The organism is Paludibacterium flexuosum (assembly GCF_037076605.1).
Lineage (GTDB): Bacteria > Pseudomonadota > Gammaproteobacteria > Burkholderiales > Chromobacteriaceae > Paludibacterium.
In genome coordinates, this window is the sequence record NZ_AP029060.1 from 2,907,894 (window position 1) to 2,927,594 (window position 19,701).

Consider the following 19,701-nt stretch of genomic DNA (forward strand, 5'->3'; position numbering starts at 1 on the left):
TCGGTCCTCATATTCGCTGATAGTGCCAAGCGGCATATCATACCCAAATCATGGTAAAAGGAATGCCAAAACAATGACAGCCAATCCGCTTCTTGATTTCACCGATCTGCCACGCTTCGGCGAGATCAAGCCCGAACACGTGACGCCCGCCGTGGAAGCCCTGCTGGCCGAGGCGCGCGAAACGGTGGCACGTCTGACCGCTGATGCCCAGTCCCCGACCTGGGAGAACTTTGTCGAGCCGCTTGATGAAGTCATCGAACGCCTGTCGCGCTGCTGGGGGGTGGTCGGCCATCTGAATGCCGTGGTGAATACCCCGGCACTGCGCGAAGTGTATAACGCCAATATTCCGCAGTTGTCGGCGTTCTGGACCGAGCTGGGGCAGAACCTGGCCCTGTATGCCCGCTTCAAGGCACTGTGCGAGCAGCCTGCCTATGCCGCCTACAACCCGGCGCGCAAGCGCATCATCGAAAACAATCTGCGTGACTTCAAGCTGTCCGGTGCCGAGCTGCCGGATGCCGACAAGGTCCGCTTTGCCGGGGTGCAAAGCCGCCTGGCCGAGCTGTCGGCCCGCTTTGAAGAGAACGTGCTGGATGCCACCGACGGATTCAGTCTCTATCTGGACGATGCCAGCCAGCTGGCCGGCCTGCCCGAGGATGTTTGCGCCATGCTGGCGGCCTGGGCTGCCCAGGAGGGCAAGACCGGTTACAAACTGACCTTGCAGTTCCCCTGCTATCTGCCGGTGATGCAGTATGCCGAGGACGGCGCCTTGCGCCATGCACTCTACGATGCCTATGTGCAGCGCGCCTCCGAGTTCGGTCCGGCCGAACAGGACAATACCCCGGTGATGCGCGAGAAACTGCAGCTCAATCGCGAAGAGGCGCAGCTGCTGGGCTTTGCCAATTACGCCGAACTGTCGCTTTACACCAAGATGGCGGAGAGCCCGGCTCAGGTGATTGCCTTCCTGCGTGACCTGGCGTCGCGTGCCCGGCCGTTCGCCCTGCGCGATCGTGCCGAGCTGGAAGCCTTTGCCCGCGAGGAACTGGGCATGGATCACCTGGAAGCCTGGGACCTGGCCTATGTCTCCGAGAAGTTGCGCGTGGCGCGTTACGCCTTCTCCGACCAGGAGGTGAAGCAGTACTTCCCCGAGCCCAAGGTGCTGTCCGGTCTGTTCCGGGTGGTGAATACCCTGTTTGGCATTGAGGTGCGTCAGGCCTCGGCCGAGGTGTGGCATCCGGAGGTGCGCTATTACGAGATCCTGCGTCAGGGCCGGGTGATCGGCAGCTTCTACTTTGATCTGTATGCCCGCGAAGGCAAGCGGCCGGGTGCCTGGATGGACGATGCCCGGGCGCGTTGCGTCAAGGCGGGGGTCGTGCAGACCCCGGTCGCCTTCCTGACCTGCAACTTCAGCAGCCCGATCGGCGACAAGCCTGCCCTGTTTACCCACGATGAGGTGATCACGCTGTTCCACGAGTTTGGTCATGGCCTGCACCATATGCTGACCGAGGTCGATGAGTTATCGGTCTCGGGCATCAAGGGCGTGGAGTGGGATGCGGTCGAGCTGCCCTCGCAGTTCATGGAGAACTTCTGCTGGGAGTGGGAGGTGCTGGGCGGGATGAGTGCCCATGTTGACACGGGCGAGCCGCTGCCGCGGGCCCTGTTTGACAAAATGCTGGCCGCACGCAACTTCCAGTCCGGCATGCAGACGGTGCGACAACTCGAGTTCTCGCTGTTCGACATGCTGCTCTATAGCGATTTTGATGCCGACCAGGGGGACTGGCTGGCCCTGCTGGATCAGGTCCGCCAGGAGGTGGCGGTTAACTTTCCGCCGGCCTACAACCGCTTCCCCAACAGCTTCAGCCATATCTTTGCCGGGGGTTACGCTGCAGGCTACTACAGCTATAAGTGGGCCGAAGTGCTGTCGGCGGATGCCTACAGTGCCTTTGAGGAGGCGGGGGGTGCCAATGCGGTCACCGGGGCGCATTTCTGGCGTGAAATCCTGTCGGTAGGCGGCTCCCGCCCGGCGATGGAGTCGTTCCGGGCGTTCCGCGGCCGTGATCCGCAGATCGATGCCCTGCTGCGTCATTCTGGCATGGTGGAAGATTTGCTCAGAACCGGGAACTAATCTTGATCAGAAATTTCAAACTATCTGTTGTGTAACCAACAGCAGCGAGCTTGGACGTAAAAGTCTTCCCAAGGACTCAGACCGTCGCCCCCGTGTCATGCGGGGGCATTTTTTTTGCGCATGGCTGGTAACGTGATCCAACAGCGTGCAGGCAGGGGGAGCGTGGGCGTCCACCGCGCTGTCCGCAGCCAGGGATCAACCGTCATGAAGTACGGCGATACCCACTGGCCAGGACGCGCAGGTGCGTTGATGCAGTGCTAGTCTTTACGGTTTGTGGGAAGCGGTGCGCCACGATCCGGGCGCGAATTGAACGACGGGGTGCGAACCGAGAACTCCGGCATGATCGGCGCCAGGGTGGAACGCGAAGAACGAGTGGTAGAGCTTTGGGTCTTGCTGGTATCGCGGGATCTAAGGGGAACAGACATGATGGTTCTCTGGTTACGAAGACAATTTCATTGTATGAACCGCCGGATTGTCTGACAACAACTATCCGTGATTTTTATGCAAAAGTAGTTTTGTACACAAAATACAAAACATATTTCATGCCTTTTGATTCTGCAAGTCAATGAAAAACAAGGTAAAAATGAAATATCATTACAAATGGCTAATATACAATCGGCCAAATTTTTGTGTGGTGAAAATGTGCGCAGAGTGCACTTGCGCCGGCGTTTCTCAAGCGGTTCAGGCTTGCTTCCGGTCAAATCCGGACAGCATTTAGTCTGTATAATCAAACAATTATATTTTCGGTCATTGTGATGCTTTCCCTTGCGGTCCCTGCGCCATCGTCCCGTGCCCTGTTCCAGCTGGTCGTGGGTATCTTCTGCCTCGCCTTTTCGCCCATCCTGGTGCGCCTGACCGACGTTGGGCCGGTCGCGGCCGCCTTTTTCCGCTTGTTGCTGGCGCAGCCAGTGTTGCTGCTGTTGCTGATTCCGCGCATCACCAGCGGCGAATCGCTCGATTGCCCCTGGTGTGCGCGTTGGTGGGCATGGCTGTCCGGGGTGTTTCTGGCGCTGAATCTGGTGCTGTGGAACCAGTCGCTGACCATGATCAGCATCGCCAATGCCTCGCTGGTCGATAGTCTGGCGCCGCTGTTTATCACCTTGTTTGCGTGGTGGGGCATGGGAGAGCGCCCTTCGCGCCAGCTCGGCGTGGGCATGCTGCTGGCGGTGATCGGTACGGTGCTGCTGATTCTCGGCGAGGGCGGCGGCCTGTCGGGTCTGCAGGATCGTCATCTGCTGGCCGGCCATTTGGTCGCCTTGCTCGGCGCGCTGCTGTATGCCGCCTATTTCCTGGCGCTCAAGCAGGCCTTGCGCCGTGGGGCTTTTCCGCGAGTCATGCTGGCCAGCTGCATGGCGGCCACAGCCACACTGATTCCGCTGATGCTGTGGCGCGGCGGCAGCTGGTGGCCGCATGGCTGGGTGGCCTGGAGTGTGCTGGGGGCGATGGCCCTGCTCGTGCACTGTGCCGGCCAGGGACTGGTAGGCAAGGGGTTTGACCGCTTGCCGGCGGCAACAGCCTCGCTGATGTTGCTCACGCAACCGGTGGTCTCTGCCATCCTGGCCTGGGGCCTGTTCAGCGAGGCGTTGGGTGTGCTGCAGATTGCCGGTGCCGGTACGGTACTGGCCGGTGTCTGGTGGGGGGGCAAGAAGTCGGGCTGAGTCTGGCATTTTGCTTGAGCCAGCCCGCCTGGTTCATGCATCATGCCAGAGTCAATCGATTGCACATGGAGTTGTCTTGAAGCTTGCCACCTGGAACGTCAATTCTCTGAAAGTCCGTTTGCCGCATGTCCTGGAATGGCTCGCTGCCAATCCGGTGGATGTGCTGTGTCTGCAGGAGCTCAAACTCGAGCAGGGGGCTTTTCCGCAGGCCGAGATCGAAGCGGCCGGCTACCGTGCCGCCTGGTTCGGTCAGAAGACCTATAACGGCGTTGCCATCCTGACAAGGCTGCCGCATGAGCCGCTGGCGGTGGTGTGCGGCATACCGGATTATCCGGACGTACAAAGTCGGGTCATTGCCGCCACGGTGGGTGAGGTGCGCGTGATCTGCGCCTATTTCGTCAATGGCGAGTCGGTCGAGTCGGACAAATACCAGTACAAGCTTGCCTGGCTGGCGGCGCTGCAGCGTTATGTCGCCAGTGAAATGCAGGCCCATGCCGGCCGGGTCGTCTTGCTGGGCGACTTCAACATTGCCCCGGCGGATGCCGATGTGCATGATCCTGCCGCCTGGCAGGACAAGGTGCTGTGCTCTGAACCGGAGCGTGCTGCCTTCGCGTCGCTGATCGCGCTGGGCATGACCGATGCCTTCCGGCATTTCCACCCGCAGGAGGTAGCCTATAGCTGGTGGGATTACCGTGCCGCCATGTTCCGCCGCAATCTCGGACTGCGTATCGACCACATTCTCTACGGGCAGGCGCTGGCGCAGAGGGCCAGGGATGCCGGTATCGACAAGACCCCGCGCGGCTGGGAGCGTCCCTCGGACCATGCGCCGGTCTGGCTGACGCTCGACGACGCTCATTGAACCAGGATCGACATGACGAAAAATCCCCCCGAGCTGCACGACGACTTCTATTACCGTGATGTGCCGCAGTACATGACGGAAGTCTATGACTGGGCTTACGTCAATCCGCGCCATGCCGCCTGGCTGGACCGTAATCTGGTGGTGCGGGTCCTGTTGTTTGGCAATGACCGGCGCCTGATGCAGGCCTATCTGGACCGGGTCCGTCCGGGCATGAAGGTCTGGCAGGTGGCCCATGTCTATGGCGATCTGGTGCAGCGTGTAGCGCGCAAGGTGGGGCCGCAGGGGGGCTTTGATCTGACCGACGTGACGCCGGTGCAGATTGCCCATGCCTCGCGCAAGCTGAGTCAAATGCCGCAAGCCAGGGTGGTGCAGGCGGACGCCGCCGATTTTCGCGGCGAGCCCGACTATGACCTGATCGTCAGTTTTTTCCTGCTGCACGAAGTGCCGGACAACAAGAAGCGCGAGATTGTGGACAATATGCTCGATCAGTTGCCGCGCGGCGCCCGGGCCCTGTTTGTCGATTATCACCGGCCGGCCGCCTGGCAGCCGATCGGCTGGCTGCTGCGTTGGGTTAATCGTTGTCTCGAGCCTTTTGCCATGGCCCTCTGGCAGCATGAGATTCAGGAATATGCCCGCGAAGCGGGACGCTTTGACTGGCGCAAGCGGACGGTTTTTGGCGGGGTGTATCAGATTGTGGAAGTGACGCACAAGGCGTGATGCTGGCGCCGTCAAGAAAAAAGCAGCCGTCAGGCTGCTTTTTCTCATCCCGGCGGCATGCTTATTTTTCGACGAAGGCTCGCTCGATCGCGTAGTGACCCGGTTCGCCCATGCGCGGCGATTCGACAAAACCCATGTCGTCGAGGATCTGGCAGCTGTCTTTCAGCATGTTGGGGCTGCCGCAGATCAGAACGCGGTCATTGGCCGGATCCAGTTGCGGCAGGCCGATATCGGCTGCCAGCTTGCCACTGACGATCAGATCGGTCAGACGACCCTGGTTGCGGAACGGCTCGCGCGTCACGGTCGGGTAGTAGATCAGCTTGTCGCGGACCACGTCGCCGAAGAATTCGTTCTGCGGCAGTTCGCGCGTGATGTAATCCTCGTAGGCCAGTTCACTGACCCAGCGCACGCCGTGCACCAGCACGATCTTCTCGTAGCGGTCGTAGACTTCCGGATCCTTGATGATGCTCATGAACGGCGCCAGACCGGTACCGGTCGACAGCAGGTACAAATGCTTGCCCGGCAACAGGTTGTCCTGCACCAGGGTGCCGGTCGGTTTGCCGCTGACGATGATCTCATCGCTGACCTTCAGATGCTGCAGGCGCGAGGTGAGCGGACCATCCTGCACCTTGATGCTGAAAAACTCGAGGTTTTCTTCCCAGTTGGCGCTGACAATGCTGTAGGCACGGATCAGCGGCCGGCCATTGACCTCCAGACCGATCATGACGAACTGACCGTTGATGAAGCGCAGGCCCGGGTCGCGGGTGGTGGTGAAGCTGAACAGGGTGTCGTTCCAGTGGTGAACGCTGAGGACGCGTTCCGAGGTCAAGGTTGCCATATGCAGAATCTGATATTGAACTAGGAATCGGGCCATTCTACCGGCGAATAAAGCGCTGCGATAGAACAGTTGCAACCGTTGGCTGTGTCACGGCGGTATATGCGACCGCAATGCCCATCATGCCATAAGGGTTGCAAGCAGTTGAAAACACGGCATTTTACATGAATTGTGGTGGGCTGGCGACTGGTTGGATTGCCTGACAGTAAAAACGGCAGGGTGGGAGGGGTGATTTATGACGGATGGAAATGAACGAGGGCGGACCAAATTGGCGCGCCCCCGGGTCGGTACTGCTCACTCATCCGCTTCATGTGTCCTGCATGCCTACCACGCATGCAATGAAGCGCCAACAACGTCATGAAAAGACCGATGCTGCATTGCGCAGCGACATCATCACAACCACATCACACTGCTACTGCTGGCGCTCCACATTGGCTTGGCGCCCTGGAGCCGCGAGCCCATCACGGGCTTGGTACGGGTTTCCCCGAAACAGGATGCATGTTACGACTGCTCGGCATTTTTCGCGTTATCTGGCCTATCGGCTGCCAGGTGACCTGCATCGTCAGCGATGCCTCAAACGTCAATGAAACGGCGTGTTATCCCAACACAGAAGCAACGGTCTGCAGCCGAAAATTCTCCCAGATGCATTCATTACCTCCTTGCCATGACCTGATTGGAGTATAGAACCCCCTTCTCAGGGTGCAAGATTTTTTATCGTGCGCCCTGGGTGGAATCTGACAGCCCTCCTTCGGGGGTGAGCTGGCTGGCGTTGGGATGCAGATGATGCTCGAACTGTCGTGCTGCGGCCTGCCAGGAGAAACGCTCGGCGACCGAACGCACATGCTGGCGATCCAGCGCCAGGGCGTTCAGGCAAGCTTGACGCAGGTCCTGGTCCAGAACGCCGGCGCCGCTGTCGCCGACCACATCCAGTGGCCCGGCCACCGGGTAGGCGGCCACCGGGGTGCCGCAGGCCATGGCCTCCAGCAGCACCAGGCCAAAGGTGTCGGTCAGGCTGGGAAAGACGAATACATCGGCCGCACGGTAAAAGCGCACCAGTTCCGGCTGCGGGAAAATGCCGGCGAAATGCACCTCCGGATAATGCTTCTTCAGCCTGGCGAGCAGCGGCCCGTCGCCAACTACCCACTTGCTGCCCGGCAGGTCGAGCTTGAGAAAAGCCTCGATATTTTTTTCCACGGCGACACGACCGATATACACAAAGCGTGGCGGCTGACTTTCCTCCAGCCGGTCGCGCGGGCCGGGGGAGAACAGCTCGGTATCCACCCCGCGACTCCACAACACCACATTGTTGAAGCCCCGTGCCTTCAGATCATTGACGATCGATTGAGTCGGCGCCATCACCGCGCTGGAGGCATTGTGAAAGCGGCGCATCCAGGCATAGCTGATGGAGAGCGGCAGCCGGGTGCGGGCCTGGATGTACTCCGGGAAACGGGTGTGATAGGCGGTGGTGAAGGCCCGGCCATGGCGCAGGCAGTGACGCCGAGCCGCCAGCCCCAGCGGCCCCTCGGTGGCAATGTGGATGGCATCCGGCTGGAAGCTGTCGATCATCCTGGCGACCTTGCGATAGGGGAACAGGGACAGACGAATGTCCGGGTAGGTCGGGCAGGGCAGGGTGGTGAAGGTTTCCGGGGTGATCATCGAGACTTCGTGGCCGAAGCCCTGCAATTCGCGAATCGTTTCGGTCAGCGTGCGAACCACGCCATTGACCTGGGGGCGCCAGGCGTCGGTGACGATCAGGATGCGCATACATTCTCCTGTACAGGCTCAAGGATGGGTTCCTGCGCAGAGGATTCGCTCAGGATGTGGGTCCAGTACACCACCGACAGGGTGCCGTCGGCTGTTTCCACCAGGGCAGAAAGACTTTCGACCCAGTCGCCGCTGTTGCCATACAGCGTGCCGTCCAGGTCGCGTACTTCCGGCTGGTGAATGTGGCCGCAGATGACGCCATCGTAACCACGATGACGGGCTTCCGTTGCCAGCATCTTTTCGAAGTTGCTGATGAAATTGACAGCGTTTTTCACCTTGTGCTTCAGATACTGCGACAGCGACCAATAGGGCAGGCCCAGTTTCATCCGGCACCAGTTGTAGCCGCGATTGAGCTGCAGGATGAGGGTGTAGAGGCTGTCGCCGAGATAGGCCAGCCATTTGGCGTACTGAATCACACCGTCGAATTCGTCGCCGTGAATCACCAGCAGCCGTTTGCCGTCGGCGGTGATGTGGTCGGCCTCCATGCGGATGGCAATGCCGCCAAAATCCAGCCCGGCAAACTGCCGGGCCATCTCGTCATGATTGCCGGGGATGTAGATCACCCGTGTCCCTTTGCGCGCTTTGCGCAACACCTTCTGCACCACGTCATTGTGGCTTTGCTTCCAGTACCAGGACTTGCGCAGTTGCCAGCCGTCAACGATGTCTCCCACCAGATAGAGGGTGTCCGATTCATGATGGCGCAGGAAATCCAGCAAATGATCTGCCCGGCAGCCCGCTGTTCCGAGGTGAACGTCGGAGATCCAGATACTGCGGAAATGGCGCTTTTCCAGCTTGATCTGCTCTCGTTGCATGGTGGCCTCCGGGAGATGTCACGCGCTCATGCTGCCTATGGCTAATGACAGAAAAATGAGCATTTGATGACGGGAAAATGAATTTACCGCCATGTCGTTTCGATGCCATTTAAGCGTCTGTTAACCCGGGGCTGCTTCAATCCGGGCAGAAAGCTTCGGGCGAAAGGGGTAGCATGCCAAGCAGGGCAGGTAAGAATCCAAGGAGAGGGCAATGCGTATACTGGTAGTCGAGGATGATCCCCTGATCGGCGACGGTCTGAAGGCTGGCTTGAGTCAGCTCGACTTTGCCGTGGACTGGCTGACCTCCGGCAAGGAGGCACTGCTGGCCATGGATGCCGCGCCCTATGATGCCGCCGTGCTGGATCTGGGCTTGCCGGGCTGTGATGGCATGGACGTGCTGGCCAGCTGGCGGCGTCAGGGCCACAGCCTGCCGGTGCTGGTGCTCACGGCGCGGGATGCCATCAGCGACCGGGTGGCCGGACTGGATGCCGGCGCTGACGATTATCTGGTCAAGCCCTTTGCGCTTGTCGAGGTGGCTGCCCGCCTGCGGGCCATGCTCCGGCGCAGCAACGGCGAGAGCCGCCAGTTGCTCAGTCACGGCGCCGTCAGTTTTGACCCGGCGGCACGTACTACCTACCTGAACGGTGAGCCCCTGGAGTTGACCGCGCGGGAAATGGCCATTCTCGAGGTGCTGATGCTGAACAAGGGCCGGGTGCTGCCCCGCGAGCTGATCGAAGAGAAGCTCTATAGCTGGGAGCAGGATCTGGAAAGTAATGCCATCGAAGTCCATATCCATCACCTGCGCAAGAAACTCGGTCGCCATGTGATTCGTACGGTGCGCGGCATCGGCTACACCCTGGGGAATGTCGAGTGAAGCCGGCCAGTCTGCAGCGCCGCATCGTGCTGGCCCTCTTGTTGATTGCGCCGCTGATGTGGTTGCTGTCGGCCGGGGTGGCCCTGTATCAGACCCATGAAGAGATCAATGAGCTCTATGATGCCCAGCTGCAATTGCTGGCTCGTCAGTTGCTGACCAGTGGACGCGGGCTGCAAAGTGATGACGGCAGTATGCGGCATGGTCATGACGATGAGGCCGATGCGTTGTCCCAGGCTATCTGGCGTCGCGACGGCCGCCTGATCTGGGCTGATGGTGCCGGTGCCGACTGGCAGCTGCCGCCCGGAGAGGGAGGCTTTTTCCTGCGGGTCAGTCATCATGGTCCCTGGCGTATCTATGCGCTGCGCAGTGCTGATGGCGAGCATGTCGTGGCGGTCGGGCAGCGTTTGCGTGCCCGCAACGAGGCGGCGCTCAAGGTGGTCAGCAGTCAGTTGCTGGCGTGGATCCTGCCCCTGCCCATTCTGCTGCTGGCGCTGGTGCTGGCCGTGCGGCGCGGGCTGATGCCTTTGAACCGCCTGGCGGCGGAGCTGGCCGGACGGCGTCCGGATGATCTCAGTCCGCTCAGTCAGGCGGTGCCGGCGGAAGCGCAGCCACTGATCAAGGCACTCAATCAGCTGTTTGACCGTGTCGGACAGAATATCGAACATGAACGGCGTTTCACCGCCGATGCCGCACACGAACTGCGTTCCCCCCTGGCGGCCTTGCGGGTGCAGACCGAAGTGGCGCAGCTGGCCCACGATCCCGACGTGCAGCAACACGCACTGACCAACCTGGGCATCGGCATCGAGCGGGCTACTCGTCTGGTCGATCAGTTGCTTGCCCTCTCCCGTCTCGACCCGATGCAGGGCCTGACCCAGGCCCAACCCGTCGACTGGTCGCGCCTGATCGACAGCCTGCAGCGTGATCTGGCGCCACTGCTGTCGCGACGCGGCAGCCAGCTCGCGCTGGATTGGCAGGTGCCGGCCGAGCAAGTGCTGCCACTGCAGGGTGACAGCACTTTATTGACACTCATGCTGCGCAATCTGCTGGAAAATGCCCTGCGCTATAGCCCGGCCGGGGCCATCGTGCGGCTGTCCGGCTCGGCGGATCGCCTGGTGGTCGAGGACAATGGGCCGGGCATCGACCCGGCGTGGCTGGACAAAATTCGTCAGCGCTTCGTGCGCATGCCCGGGCAGAGTGAGCCCGGCAGTGGTCTGGGCCTGTCGATCGTCGAACGGATTGCTGAACTGCATGGGCTGCAATTGCAGCTGTCGAACCGCGCGGAAGGGGGATTGAGCGCGGCGGTGGTGCGCATCGCCAGGACTGACTGACAGCGCATCGGATGATAGAGTAGCGGGCATGCCGATCGCCTCTTCTCTGTTTGCCTCCGAAAGCAACGATCTGGCCCGGGCGCAGCGGCGTCTGGGGCTGTTGCGCTGGGGGATGCTGGGCCTGTGTGCCCTGATGCTGCTGCTGGTCTCCCGTTATCCCGTGCAGCTGGCCTGGGTCCCGGTTCTCCAGGCCATGCTGACCCTGGTACTGGTCAATGCGGTGTTGCCCCTGCTGGCGCGGCGCGGCGTGTCTGCGCTCTGGCTGATTCGCTTCGGTTTGCTGGCCGATGTGGTGGCCCTGAGTGAAATCCTGGCCTTCAGCGGCGGCGCCGCCAATCCGCTGGCCTCCCTGTATCTGCCGCCCGTCCTGTTCGCCGCCCTGCTTAGTCCGGGGGTATTCTCCTGGTGCCTCTCTGCACTGGCCCTGACTGCCTACGGGGTGTTGTTTGTCTGGCACCTGCCCTGGCCGCTGGCCGACTCCGATGCCGCCTATGCCTTCCAGGCCCACCAATTGGGCATGTGGTTTACCTTTGCCCTGTCTGCCCTGCTGATGACCGGCTTCATCTCCTGGCTGGCCCGACAACTGGCCGATCGCGAACATGAGCTGGCGATTGCCCGCGAAAGCCAGCTGCGCGACGAGCAGCTGGTCGGACTCGGCATGCAGGCGGCGATGGCGGCCCACGCGCTGTCGACACCGCTCAACACCCTGACGCTGCTGGTGGATGACTGGCATGACCTGCCCCCCGGCGGTCTGCCCGTGGATGAGCTGGCACTGATGAAAAGCCAGCTTGCCGTTTGTCGTGCGGCCCTGACCCGCCTCAAGTCCCAGGCCCGGACCGGTCCCGTCATCCTGCCGCTGTTCAGCGCCATGACCGAGCGACTGGAGGGGTGGCGTGCCCTGCGTCCGGATGTCACCCTGCAGTGGCAGCCATCAGGGGAGGGCGATCCGCAGGTTGAACTGGACAGTGCCTTCTGGCCCGCGCTGTTTAACCTGATCAACAATGCCGCCGAGGCCGGTGGCGGTCAGGTGAACATCACCGCCACTTTCCGCCAGGGGGTGCTCAGCGTGGATATCGTCAATCGTGAAGGCTGCCTCAGCGAGGCACAGTTACGGGCGGCCGGGCTGGGGCAGATGCAGTCCGGCAAGCCTGCCGGGCTGGGGCTGGGCGTGATGTTGTCGCATGCCACGCTTGCCAGACTGGGGGGCAGCCTGACCCTGGATAACCGCGCGAGCGGTGGTGTGCATGCGCACATCACCCTGCCCTTGAAAGAGATGTCACCATGACTTTTCTGCTGATTGATGACGATGATGTCTTTGCCGGCGTGCTGGCTCGTTCGCTGATGCGCCGCGGCCATCAGGTCGAGCGCGCAGCCAGTGAGGCCGAGGCGCTGCAATGTCTTCCCCGTGGCTTCGAACGTATCATCCTGGACCTCAATCTGGGGGGCGACAGTGGCCTGAAGCTGTTGCCGCAGCTGCGACGCCTCAGTCCCGACAGTGCCGTGCTGGTCCTGACCGGCTATGCCAGCATCGCCACTGCCGTCGAGGCCACCAAGCTGGGGGCCGTGCAATACCTTGCCAAGCCGGCCTCGGTCGATGAGATCCTGCAGGCTTTTCAGCAGATCGAGCCGGATGCTGCCATGCCGGTCAATGCCCGGCCGATGTCGGTACGTCGTCTGACCTGGGAGCATGTGCAGCGTGTGCTGGCCGAGCACGAAGGCAATATTTCCGCGACGGCTCGTGCCCTCAACATGCATCGGCGCACCTTGCAGCGCATGCTGGCCAAGAAGCCGGTCAGCGACTGAGTCTCCCGGTACGGCTGCTTCTCCCAAAAAACATTTGAGTAATGACTCTATTCAATCTAGGGTTATTTAATGACGCAGTCATTTTTGCGTCCTCAACAGGGAGAAGGAGACAGATGCAATACGGTCAGATGATGGATCAGCCTCTGCTGATCTCCAGCCTGCTGCAGCATGCAGAACAAAATCATGCCGATGCAGAAATCGTGTCACGGTTGTTCGATGGCACGATCCATCGCTACAGCTGGGCCGATACCGCCCGCCGTGCCCGTCAATTGGCCAATGCGCTGCAATCACTGGGTGTCGAGCCCGGGCAGTGCATCGGTACCATGGCCTGGAATACCTATCGCCATCTTGAGGCGTACTTTGCCATTTCCGGTATCGGTGCCATCTGCCATACCGTGAATCACCGTCTGTTTGCCGATCAGATCAGCTACATCATCAATCATGCCGAAGACCGGGTTTTGATGTTTGATGCCTGTTTCCTGCCGCAGGTCGAGCAATTGGCACCTGATCTGCCGCATGTGCGTCACTGGATCCTGCTGGGGGGGCGGGAGCACATGCCAACAGATAGCCGACTCGGGAATCTGTTGTGTTATGAAGATCTCGTCGGTAGCCATAGCGATAGCTTCGACTGGCCCCAGTTTGACGAACAAACCGCTTCCAGCCTCTGTTATACCTCGGGCACCACCGGTCACCCCAAGGGGGTGCTGTATGCCCATCGCTCGACCGTGCTGCACGCCCTGGCCAGCTCGCTGCCTGATGCCTTCGGCCTGTCGGCGCAGAGCTGCATCCTGCCGGTCGTGCCGATGTTCCACGTCAATGGCTGGGGGCTGCCCTATAGTGCGGCGCTCAACGGGGCCAAGCTGGTTCTGCCGGGATCGCGGCTGGATGCCGTCAGTGTGTATCAGCTGATCGAAGAAGAAGAGGTCAATCTGGCTGCCGGCGTGCCGACCGTGTGGCTGAATCTGTTGCAGCACTGCGAGACCAATCGTCTGCGTCTGCATCATCTGAAGCGTGTTGTGGTGGGGGGCTCGGCCGTACCGGATTCGATGATCGAGCACATGGCCGAGCAGGGGGTCGAACTGCGCCAGCTGTGGGGCATGACTGAAATGTCGCCCTGCGGCACCATGAGCACACCGAAATTCAAGCATCGCCACGATGGCGTGGCGGGGCTGCGCCGGATCCAGGGGACGCAGGGACGGCCGTTGTTCGGCGTGCAGATGCGCATTGTGGATGGCGCCGGCCAGCCGCTGCCGCACGATGGCGTGGCGTTTGGCAACCTGCAGGTGCGCGGCCCCTGGGTGTTGTCGCAGTATTTCAAGCGCGAGCGCGATGCCAGTCATACCGACGACGGCTGGTTCAATACCGGGGATGTGGCCAAGCTGGATGCCGATGGCTATATGCGCATCACCGACCGTACCAAGGATGTCATCAAGTCCGGCGGCGAGTGGATCAGTTCGATCGAGCTGGAAAACATCATCATGGGCCATCCGGCGGTTGCCGAAGCGGCTGCCATCGGCGTGGTTCACCCCAAGTGGGACGAGCGGCCGGTGATGGTGGTGGTGCTCAAACCGGACAGCCGGGTGACACGCGAAGAGCTGCTGCAGTTCTACGAAGGCAAAGTGGCCAAATGGTGGACGCCCGATGACGTGATCTTTGTCGACGAATTGCCCCACACCGCCACAGGCAAACTGCAAAAACTCAAGTTACGGGAAAAAATGCGCGATTATCAGTGGCCACAATAAGCGATCTTGTCGAGCCGTCGAACTGTTGGACAAACTTGAGTTTTTGCACTAAATTACATGCTGTTTGCAATATTCATGCAGGGCATGGCGGTGAGCGACCTCATGTCCTGTTGAATTCACAATGGCTGAGAAGCTGTTGTGATGTTAGCCCCTCGAAGCATCGCAAGATGCTTCTTCCTCGTGTTGACCCCCGTCGCGACAGCGGCGGGGGGCTTTTACTTCTGCGCATGCTTTTGTCTGTCTGACGCATATCAAATTTGACTTTCAGGCGGCGAAACTGCTTCTAGAATAAAAAATGATTTGATTATTGTTTAAATAGTCCAGTTACAAGGGGCATTGCATGCTGAAATCACTCAGAAGCCGCCTGATCGTGCTGAATGCGTTCCTGTTGGCCATTTTCGGTCTGGTGCTGGTCACCATCGCTTATTCCCAGATGCGCAACGAGATCATGAATGATCTCAACAATGAGTTTGCCGCGCTGCTGTATGGCGAACGCACCGTGGCGCAGAACTGGATTGACGGCAAGGTCAGTCTGATCACCGCCCAGGCGACCAACGTCAATCGGCCGGATGCGGTGTCGTATCTGGCACAGACGGCCGCAGGCGGTCACTTTGGCGGCGGGGTCTATGCCGGATTCGAGGATGGTCGCAAGCCCATTTTTCATGACAACTGGCAGCCGCCGGCCGACTACAAGGCCGCCGATCGTCCCTGGTATTCGCAGACCAAGAGCAATAACCGGGTGACCCTGACCGATCCCTATCTCGATGCCCAGACCAAGAAGATGACCATGACGGTCGCTGTGCCGTTTACCACCAATGGCCAGTTCGCCGGGGTGGTCGGTGGTGATGTGTTTGTCGAGGATCTGGTGCGCTCGGTGCTCAGTGCCAAAATCCGCGCCGGGGGCTACATGTTCATCGTCAATGGTGCCGGCAATCTGATCGGTCATCCGAAAACGGAATTGACCATGAAGCCTCTGACGAGTATCGCCCCTGATCTGACGCCGGAAACCGTGGCGAATATCGCCAAACTGGATTCCGTGCAGGCGGCGCAGATCGACGGACAAGACGTGTTGTGGCAGACGGTGCAGGTGCCGGGTACCAACTGGTATATCTGTGCCGCCGTCGACAAGGCGCAGGTGCTGGCGCCGCTGCATACCCTGCTGTATACCCTGATCGCGCTGACCGCTCTGGTACTGGTATTGATGGTGCCTCTGGCCAGCTATGTGATTGCCCGCATGTTCGGTGGCTTGATGCACCTGAAGAGCGCCATGATTGAGGTCTCGCGCGGCGAGGGGGATCTGACCCTGCGTCTGGATGAAGACGGGGCGGAAGAAATTGCCGAGACCGCCCATGCCTTCAACCAGTTTGTGGCCCGTCTGCAAGGCATGTTCAGCACGCTGCGCAACGATGCTACCACCCTGATCGGTGGTGTGCAGCAGGTGAGCCAGCTGGTGGGCGGTGTGGCGACCAGTTCGCGAGAAATGTCCGATGTGTCGTCCTCCAATGCCGCGACACTGGAGGAGATCACGGTCAGCATTTCGCATATTGCCGAAAGTGCACACCAGGCCGACGAACTGGTCAACCAGACCGAACAGCGCCTGGGTGAAAGTGCGCAGAGCATCAGTCGCCTCTCGTCCGGCATGGAAAGCACGGTGACCTCGGTGCGCGGGCTGGAGAGCATGCTGGCGTCGCTCGACAAGCGCTCGGAAGAAATCAGCGGCATTACCAATGTGATCCGCGACATTGCCGACCAGACCAACCTGCTGGCCCTGAATGCCGCCATCGAGGCCGCCCGTGCCGGTGAGCAGGGCCGTGGCTTTGCCGTGGTGGCCGACGAAGTGCGCAAGCTGGCCGAACGTACCGCCCAGGCGACACTGGGTATCAGCAGCATGGTGGATGCCATCCGGCAGGAGACCAGCCGCGCGGTGGGTGACATGAACCAGACGGTCAGTTCGGTGGACGACGGCGTGCAGCTGACGCGCGCAGCGGTGGAGGGGATTGGCAACATCCGCCAGTCGATGGATGTGGTGGTGGACAAGATGAGTGAAATCGCCCACTCGACCAATGAACAGCACAATGCCACCACGCTGATTGCCCAGAGTACCGAGAGCATCAACGGTCGCATCCTGGAAAACGACGACCGGCTGCAAAGTGTCAGCGAAGAGCTGCAGCGCCTGGCGGCAGCGGCCAAGCAGATGCAGGATGCCTTCGGCCGCTTCAAGCTGTAACGACGGCGGTAGGAAAAACCAACGGCTCGTGCCATGCACGAGCCGTTTTTTTGCATCAGTGATCCGTGCTAAATCAACTTTATATGATCAATGTCTTATTAATAATCGTTCTGGAAATGATATTCTAACGGTTTAGAACCAAACCCGGGTGTGTCCGGCAGGTAGTCGCCGCAGGCATTTCCGTCCTACTACCGGAGGAAAGACTCTTTATGCTGAAATCACTGAGAAGCCGGCTCATTGTCTTCAATGCGTTCATGCTGGCCGTTTTCGGTCTGATTCTGGTATCGATCAGCTATATCCAGATGCGCAGCGAGATCATGTCCGATCTCGACAATGAATTCAATGCGCTGCTCTATGGTCAACAGACCGTGGCCAAGAACTGGATTGACGACAAGGTCAGCCTGATCACTGCCCAGGTCAACAACGTCAATCGCCCGGATGCCATTCCCTTCCTGGCCCAGACCGCTGCTGGCGGCCATTTCGGTGGTGGGGTCTATGCCGGGTTCGAAGATGGCCGCAAGCCGATCTTCAATGACAACTGGCAGCCGCCGGCCGACTACAAGGCCGCTGACCGCCCGTGGTACTCGCAGACCAAGAGCAATAACCGGATCACCCTGACCGAGCCCTATGTCGATGCCCAGACCAAAAAGATGACCATGACGGTTGCCGTGCCGTTCACCACCGGAGGCAAGTTTGCCGGCGTGGTTGCCGGTGACGTGTTTGTCGAGGATCTGGTACATACCGTGCTCAGCGCCAAGATTCGTGCCGGCGGTTACATGTTCATCATCAACCGCGCAGGCAAGCTGATCGGCCATCCCAAGCCCGATCTGACCATGAAGCCGATTACCAGCATTGCACCGACTCTGACGCCGGATGAAATCGACCGAGCCTCCAAGCTGGACCCGGTGCAGGAAACCACCATTGATAATGAAGTGATGCTGTGGCAGACCGTGCCGGTGCCGGGGACCGACTGGTATATCTGCGCCGCCGTCGACAAGGCGCAGGTGCTGGCGCCGCTGCATACCTTGCTGTACACCCTGATTGCCCTGACGGCGCTGGTGCTGATCCTGATGGTGCCGGTGGCCAGCTTTGTGATTGCCCGCATGTTCGGTGGTCTGATGGCGCTGAAAGCCGCCATGGTGGAAGTGTCGCGCGGCGAGGGGGATCTGACCCTGCGTCTGGCTGAGGACGGTGCGGAAGAAATTGCCGAAACCGCCCATGCCTTCAACCAGTTTGTGGCCCGTCTGCAAGGCATGTTCAGCACGCTGCGCAACGATGCTACCACCCTGATCGGTGGTGTGCAGCAGGTGAGCCAGCTGGTGGGCGGCGTGGCCAACAGCTCGCGTGAAATGTCCGATGTGTCGTCCTCCAATGCCGCGACACTGGAAGAGATCACGGTCAGCATTTCGCATATTGCCGAAAGTGCACACCAGGCCGACGAGCTGGTCAACCAGACCGAACAGCGCCTGGGTGAAAGTGCGCAGAGCATCAGTCGCCTCTCGTCCGGCATGGAAAGCACGGTGACCTCGGTGCGCGGGCTGGAGAGCATGCTGGCGTCGCTCGACAAGCGCTCGGAAGAAATCAGCGGCATTACCAATGTGATCCGCGACATTGCCGACCAGACCAACCTGCTGGCCCTGAATGCCGCCATCGAGGCCGCCCGTGCCGGTGAGCAGGGCCGTGGCTTTGCCGTGGTGGCCGACGAAGTGCGCAAGCTGGCCGAACGTACCGCCCAGGCGACACTGGGTATCAGCAGCATGGTGGATGCCATCCGGCAGGAGACCAGCCGCGCGGTGGGTGACATGAACCAGACGGTCGGTTCGGTCGACGAAGGCGTGCAATTGACGCGAGTCGCCGTCGACAGTATTGGCAGCATCCGTCAGTCGATGGATGTGGTGGTGGAAAAAATGAGCGAGATTTCCCACTCGACCAATGAACAGCACAATGCCACCACGCTGATTGCCCAGAGTACCGAGAGCATCAACGGTCGCATCCTGGAAAACGACGACCGGCTGCAAAGTGTCAGCGAAGAGCTGCAGCGCCTGTCTGCGGCTGCCAAGCAGATGCAGGATGCCTTCGGCCGCTTCAAGCTGTAACGACGGCGGTAGGAAAAACCAACGGCTCGTGCCATGCACGAGCCGTTTTTTTATGCCTGTTCTCCGGGCTGGCGTACCTACGGGGAAAACAGTTCCGCTGCGTTCAGCAGGGCGGGCAATCGCTGTTCCCGCAGCAGGGCGATTTGCTGCCACAGGCAATTCGACTCCTGCGGATGCTGTTTCAGCCAGCCATGACTGATGACGGCAAAGTAGTCTTTGCGTAAAAGCGGAGGTTGCAGTTTGACAAAGGTGGTGAGCTTGCTGGCATTCAGATAATGGTCGGCGACATTGTCCTGGGTGGCATAGGCGGCGATGCGGCCTGCCTGCAGCTTGCGGAAGTTGATTTCGGTGGTGGGGGCTTCTTCGACGTTTTGTCCGCGATTGCGCAAGTCTTCGACAATCGACCAGCCGGTATTGGCGCCGATCAGGCCGTTATTCAGGTTCAGGATCTGCTGGCCATCGAATTGCACCGGACTGTTGCGCAGCACATAGAGCGAGTAGACCAGACTCGTGATGCGATAACGCCGGTCCGGTTGCGTGCCGCTCATCGGGTAGGCGAACAGCGCCATGCGATCTTCGTGAAAGGAATACATGAAGGAAATGTCGATCTGGTCCGCCTGCAGCATGGCGAATAGCCGCTTGTTCGGCCAGCGCGACAGCTGCGGCTTGAGGTGGCAGGCGGCAGCCGCTTCGCGCATCAGGTCGACGGCTGCGCCGGGATGCTCGGGAATCAGGCTGCCATTGCCCCAGAAATACGGCGGGGAGGCGACATCGGCATAGGCCATGCGCACCGACAGATCGGCCGCGACAGCCCCCGAGGCCATCAGAGCGGCAAACAGCAACAAGAGGGGCTTGCGCATAGCA

General features: G+C 60.3%; 15 protein-coding genes. 11 read left to right on the forward strand and 4 right to left on the reverse strand.

All coding sequences use genetic code 11. The features are described from left to right. Nucleotides 1-73 precede the first annotated feature (73 nt). The 4 genes from AACH39_RS13915 (at nt 74) to rquA (ending at nt 5,356) form a co-directional block, all read left to right on the forward strand. The gene (locus tag AACH39_RS13915) at nt 74-2,122 is read left to right on the forward strand and encodes a M3 family metallopeptidase (RefSeq protein ID WP_338620435.1); all 2,049 of its coding nucleotides are present in this window, start codon (nt 74-76) and stop codon (nt 2,120-2,122) included. Nucleotides 2,123-2,877: 755 nt separating this feature from the next. Beyond that, nucleotides 2,878-3,780 (forward strand): DMT family transporter, encoded by a 903-nt coding sequence (locus AACH39_RS13920; RefSeq protein ID WP_215778575.1) that lies wholly within the window; start codon nt 2,878-2,880, stop codon nt 3,778-3,780. Between the two features lie 76 nt (nt 3,781-3,856). After that, nucleotides 3,857-4,639 carry an exodeoxyribonuclease III gene (gene xth, locus AACH39_RS13925; RefSeq protein ID WP_215778573.1) on the forward strand — a complete coding sequence of 261 codons (783 nt, stop codon included), beginning with the start codon at nt 3,857-3,859 and terminating at the stop codon, nt 4,637-4,639. 12 nt (nt 4,640-4,651) lie between these two features. Next, nucleotides 4,652-5,356: a rhodoquinone biosynthesis methyltransferase RquA gene (rquA, locus tag AACH39_RS13930; protein ID WP_215778571.1), complete on the forward strand. Its 705-nt coding sequence runs from the start codon at nt 4,652-4,654 to the stop codon at nt 5,354-5,356. Nucleotides 5,357-5,417: 61 nt separating this feature from the next. Here rquA and AACH39_RS13935 read toward each other — a convergent pair whose 3' ends face one another. From AACH39_RS13935 to AACH39_RS13945, 3 genes are all read right to left on the reverse strand, one after another. After that, nucleotides 5,418-6,194, reverse strand: coding sequence for a ferredoxin--NADP reductase (locus tag AACH39_RS13935; RefSeq protein ID WP_338620436.1), 777 nt, complete (start codon nt 6,192-6,194; stop codon nt 5,418-5,420). Between the two features lie 708 nt (nt 6,195-6,902). After that, nucleotides 6,903-7,955 carry a glycosyltransferase family 1 protein gene (locus tag AACH39_RS13940; protein ID WP_215778557.1) on the reverse strand — a complete coding sequence of 351 codons (1,053 nt, stop codon included), beginning with the start codon at nt 7,953-7,955 and terminating at the stop codon, nt 6,903-6,905. After that, the gene (locus tag AACH39_RS13945) at nt 7,943-8,767 is read right to left on the reverse strand and encodes a UDP-2,3-diacylglucosamine diphosphatase (RefSeq protein WP_215778555.1); all 825 of its coding nucleotides are present in this window, start codon (nt 8,765-8,767) and stop codon (nt 7,943-7,945) included. Before AACH39_RS13945 ends, AACH39_RS13940 begins: the two co-directional genes overlap by 13 nt. Before the next feature lie 211 nt (nt 8,768-8,978). Here AACH39_RS13945 and AACH39_RS13950 point away from each other — a divergent pair, with 211 nt between their 5' ends. The 7 genes from AACH39_RS13950 (at nt 8,979) to AACH39_RS13980 (ending at nt 18,837) form a co-directional block, all read left to right on the forward strand. Continuing rightward, on the forward strand, nt 8,979-9,641 hold the full coding sequence (locus tag AACH39_RS13950) for a response regulator (RefSeq protein WP_215778553.1): 663 nt from the start codon (nt 8,979-8,981) through the stop codon (nt 9,639-9,641). Continuing rightward, nucleotides 9,638-10,969, forward strand: a complete 1,332-nt coding sequence (locus AACH39_RS13955; protein WP_215778551.1) for an ATP-binding protein — start codon at nt 9,638-9,640, stop codon at nt 10,967-10,969. The genes AACH39_RS13950 and AACH39_RS13955 overlap by 4 nt, the downstream gene beginning before the upstream one ends. Before the next feature lie 28 nt (nt 10,970-10,997). Further along, nucleotides 10,998-12,254 carry an ATP-binding protein gene (locus tag AACH39_RS13960; RefSeq protein WP_215778549.1) on the forward strand — a complete coding sequence of 419 codons (1,257 nt, stop codon included), beginning with the start codon at nt 10,998-11,000 and terminating at the stop codon, nt 12,252-12,254. Further along, nucleotides 12,251-12,772, forward strand: a complete 522-nt coding sequence (locus AACH39_RS13965) for a response regulator (RefSeq protein WP_215778546.1) — start codon at nt 12,251-12,253, stop codon at nt 12,770-12,772. Before AACH39_RS13960 ends, AACH39_RS13965 begins: the two co-directional genes overlap by 4 nt. A 113-nt stretch (nt 12,773-12,885) precedes the next feature. Then, nucleotides 12,886-14,514 (forward strand): 3-(methylthio)propionyl-CoA ligase, encoded by a 1,629-nt coding sequence (locus AACH39_RS13970; protein WP_215778544.1) that lies wholly within the window; start codon nt 12,886-12,888, stop codon nt 14,512-14,514. Nucleotides 14,515-14,854: 340 nt separating this feature from the next. Next, complete coding sequence (locus AACH39_RS13975) at nt 14,855-16,741, forward strand: methyl-accepting chemotaxis protein (RefSeq protein ID WP_215778542.1); 1,887 nt, start codon at nt 14,855-14,857, stop codon at nt 16,739-16,741. 209 nt (nt 16,742-16,950) lie between these two features. Then, a complete protein-coding gene (locus tag AACH39_RS13980; protein ID WP_215778539.1) occupies nt 16,951-18,837 on the forward strand; it encodes a methyl-accepting chemotaxis protein in 1,887 nt (628 codons plus the stop codon). A 77-nt stretch (nt 18,838-18,914) separates the two neighbouring features. Here the strand turns inward: AACH39_RS13980 and AACH39_RS13985 are convergent, their stop codons facing one another. Beyond that, nucleotides 18,915-19,697 carry a transporter substrate-binding domain-containing protein gene (locus AACH39_RS13985; protein WP_215778537.1) on the reverse strand — a complete coding sequence of 261 codons (783 nt, stop codon included), beginning with the start codon at nt 19,695-19,697 and terminating at the stop codon, nt 18,915-18,917. Between the last annotated feature and the right edge of the window lie 4 nt (nt 19,698-19,701).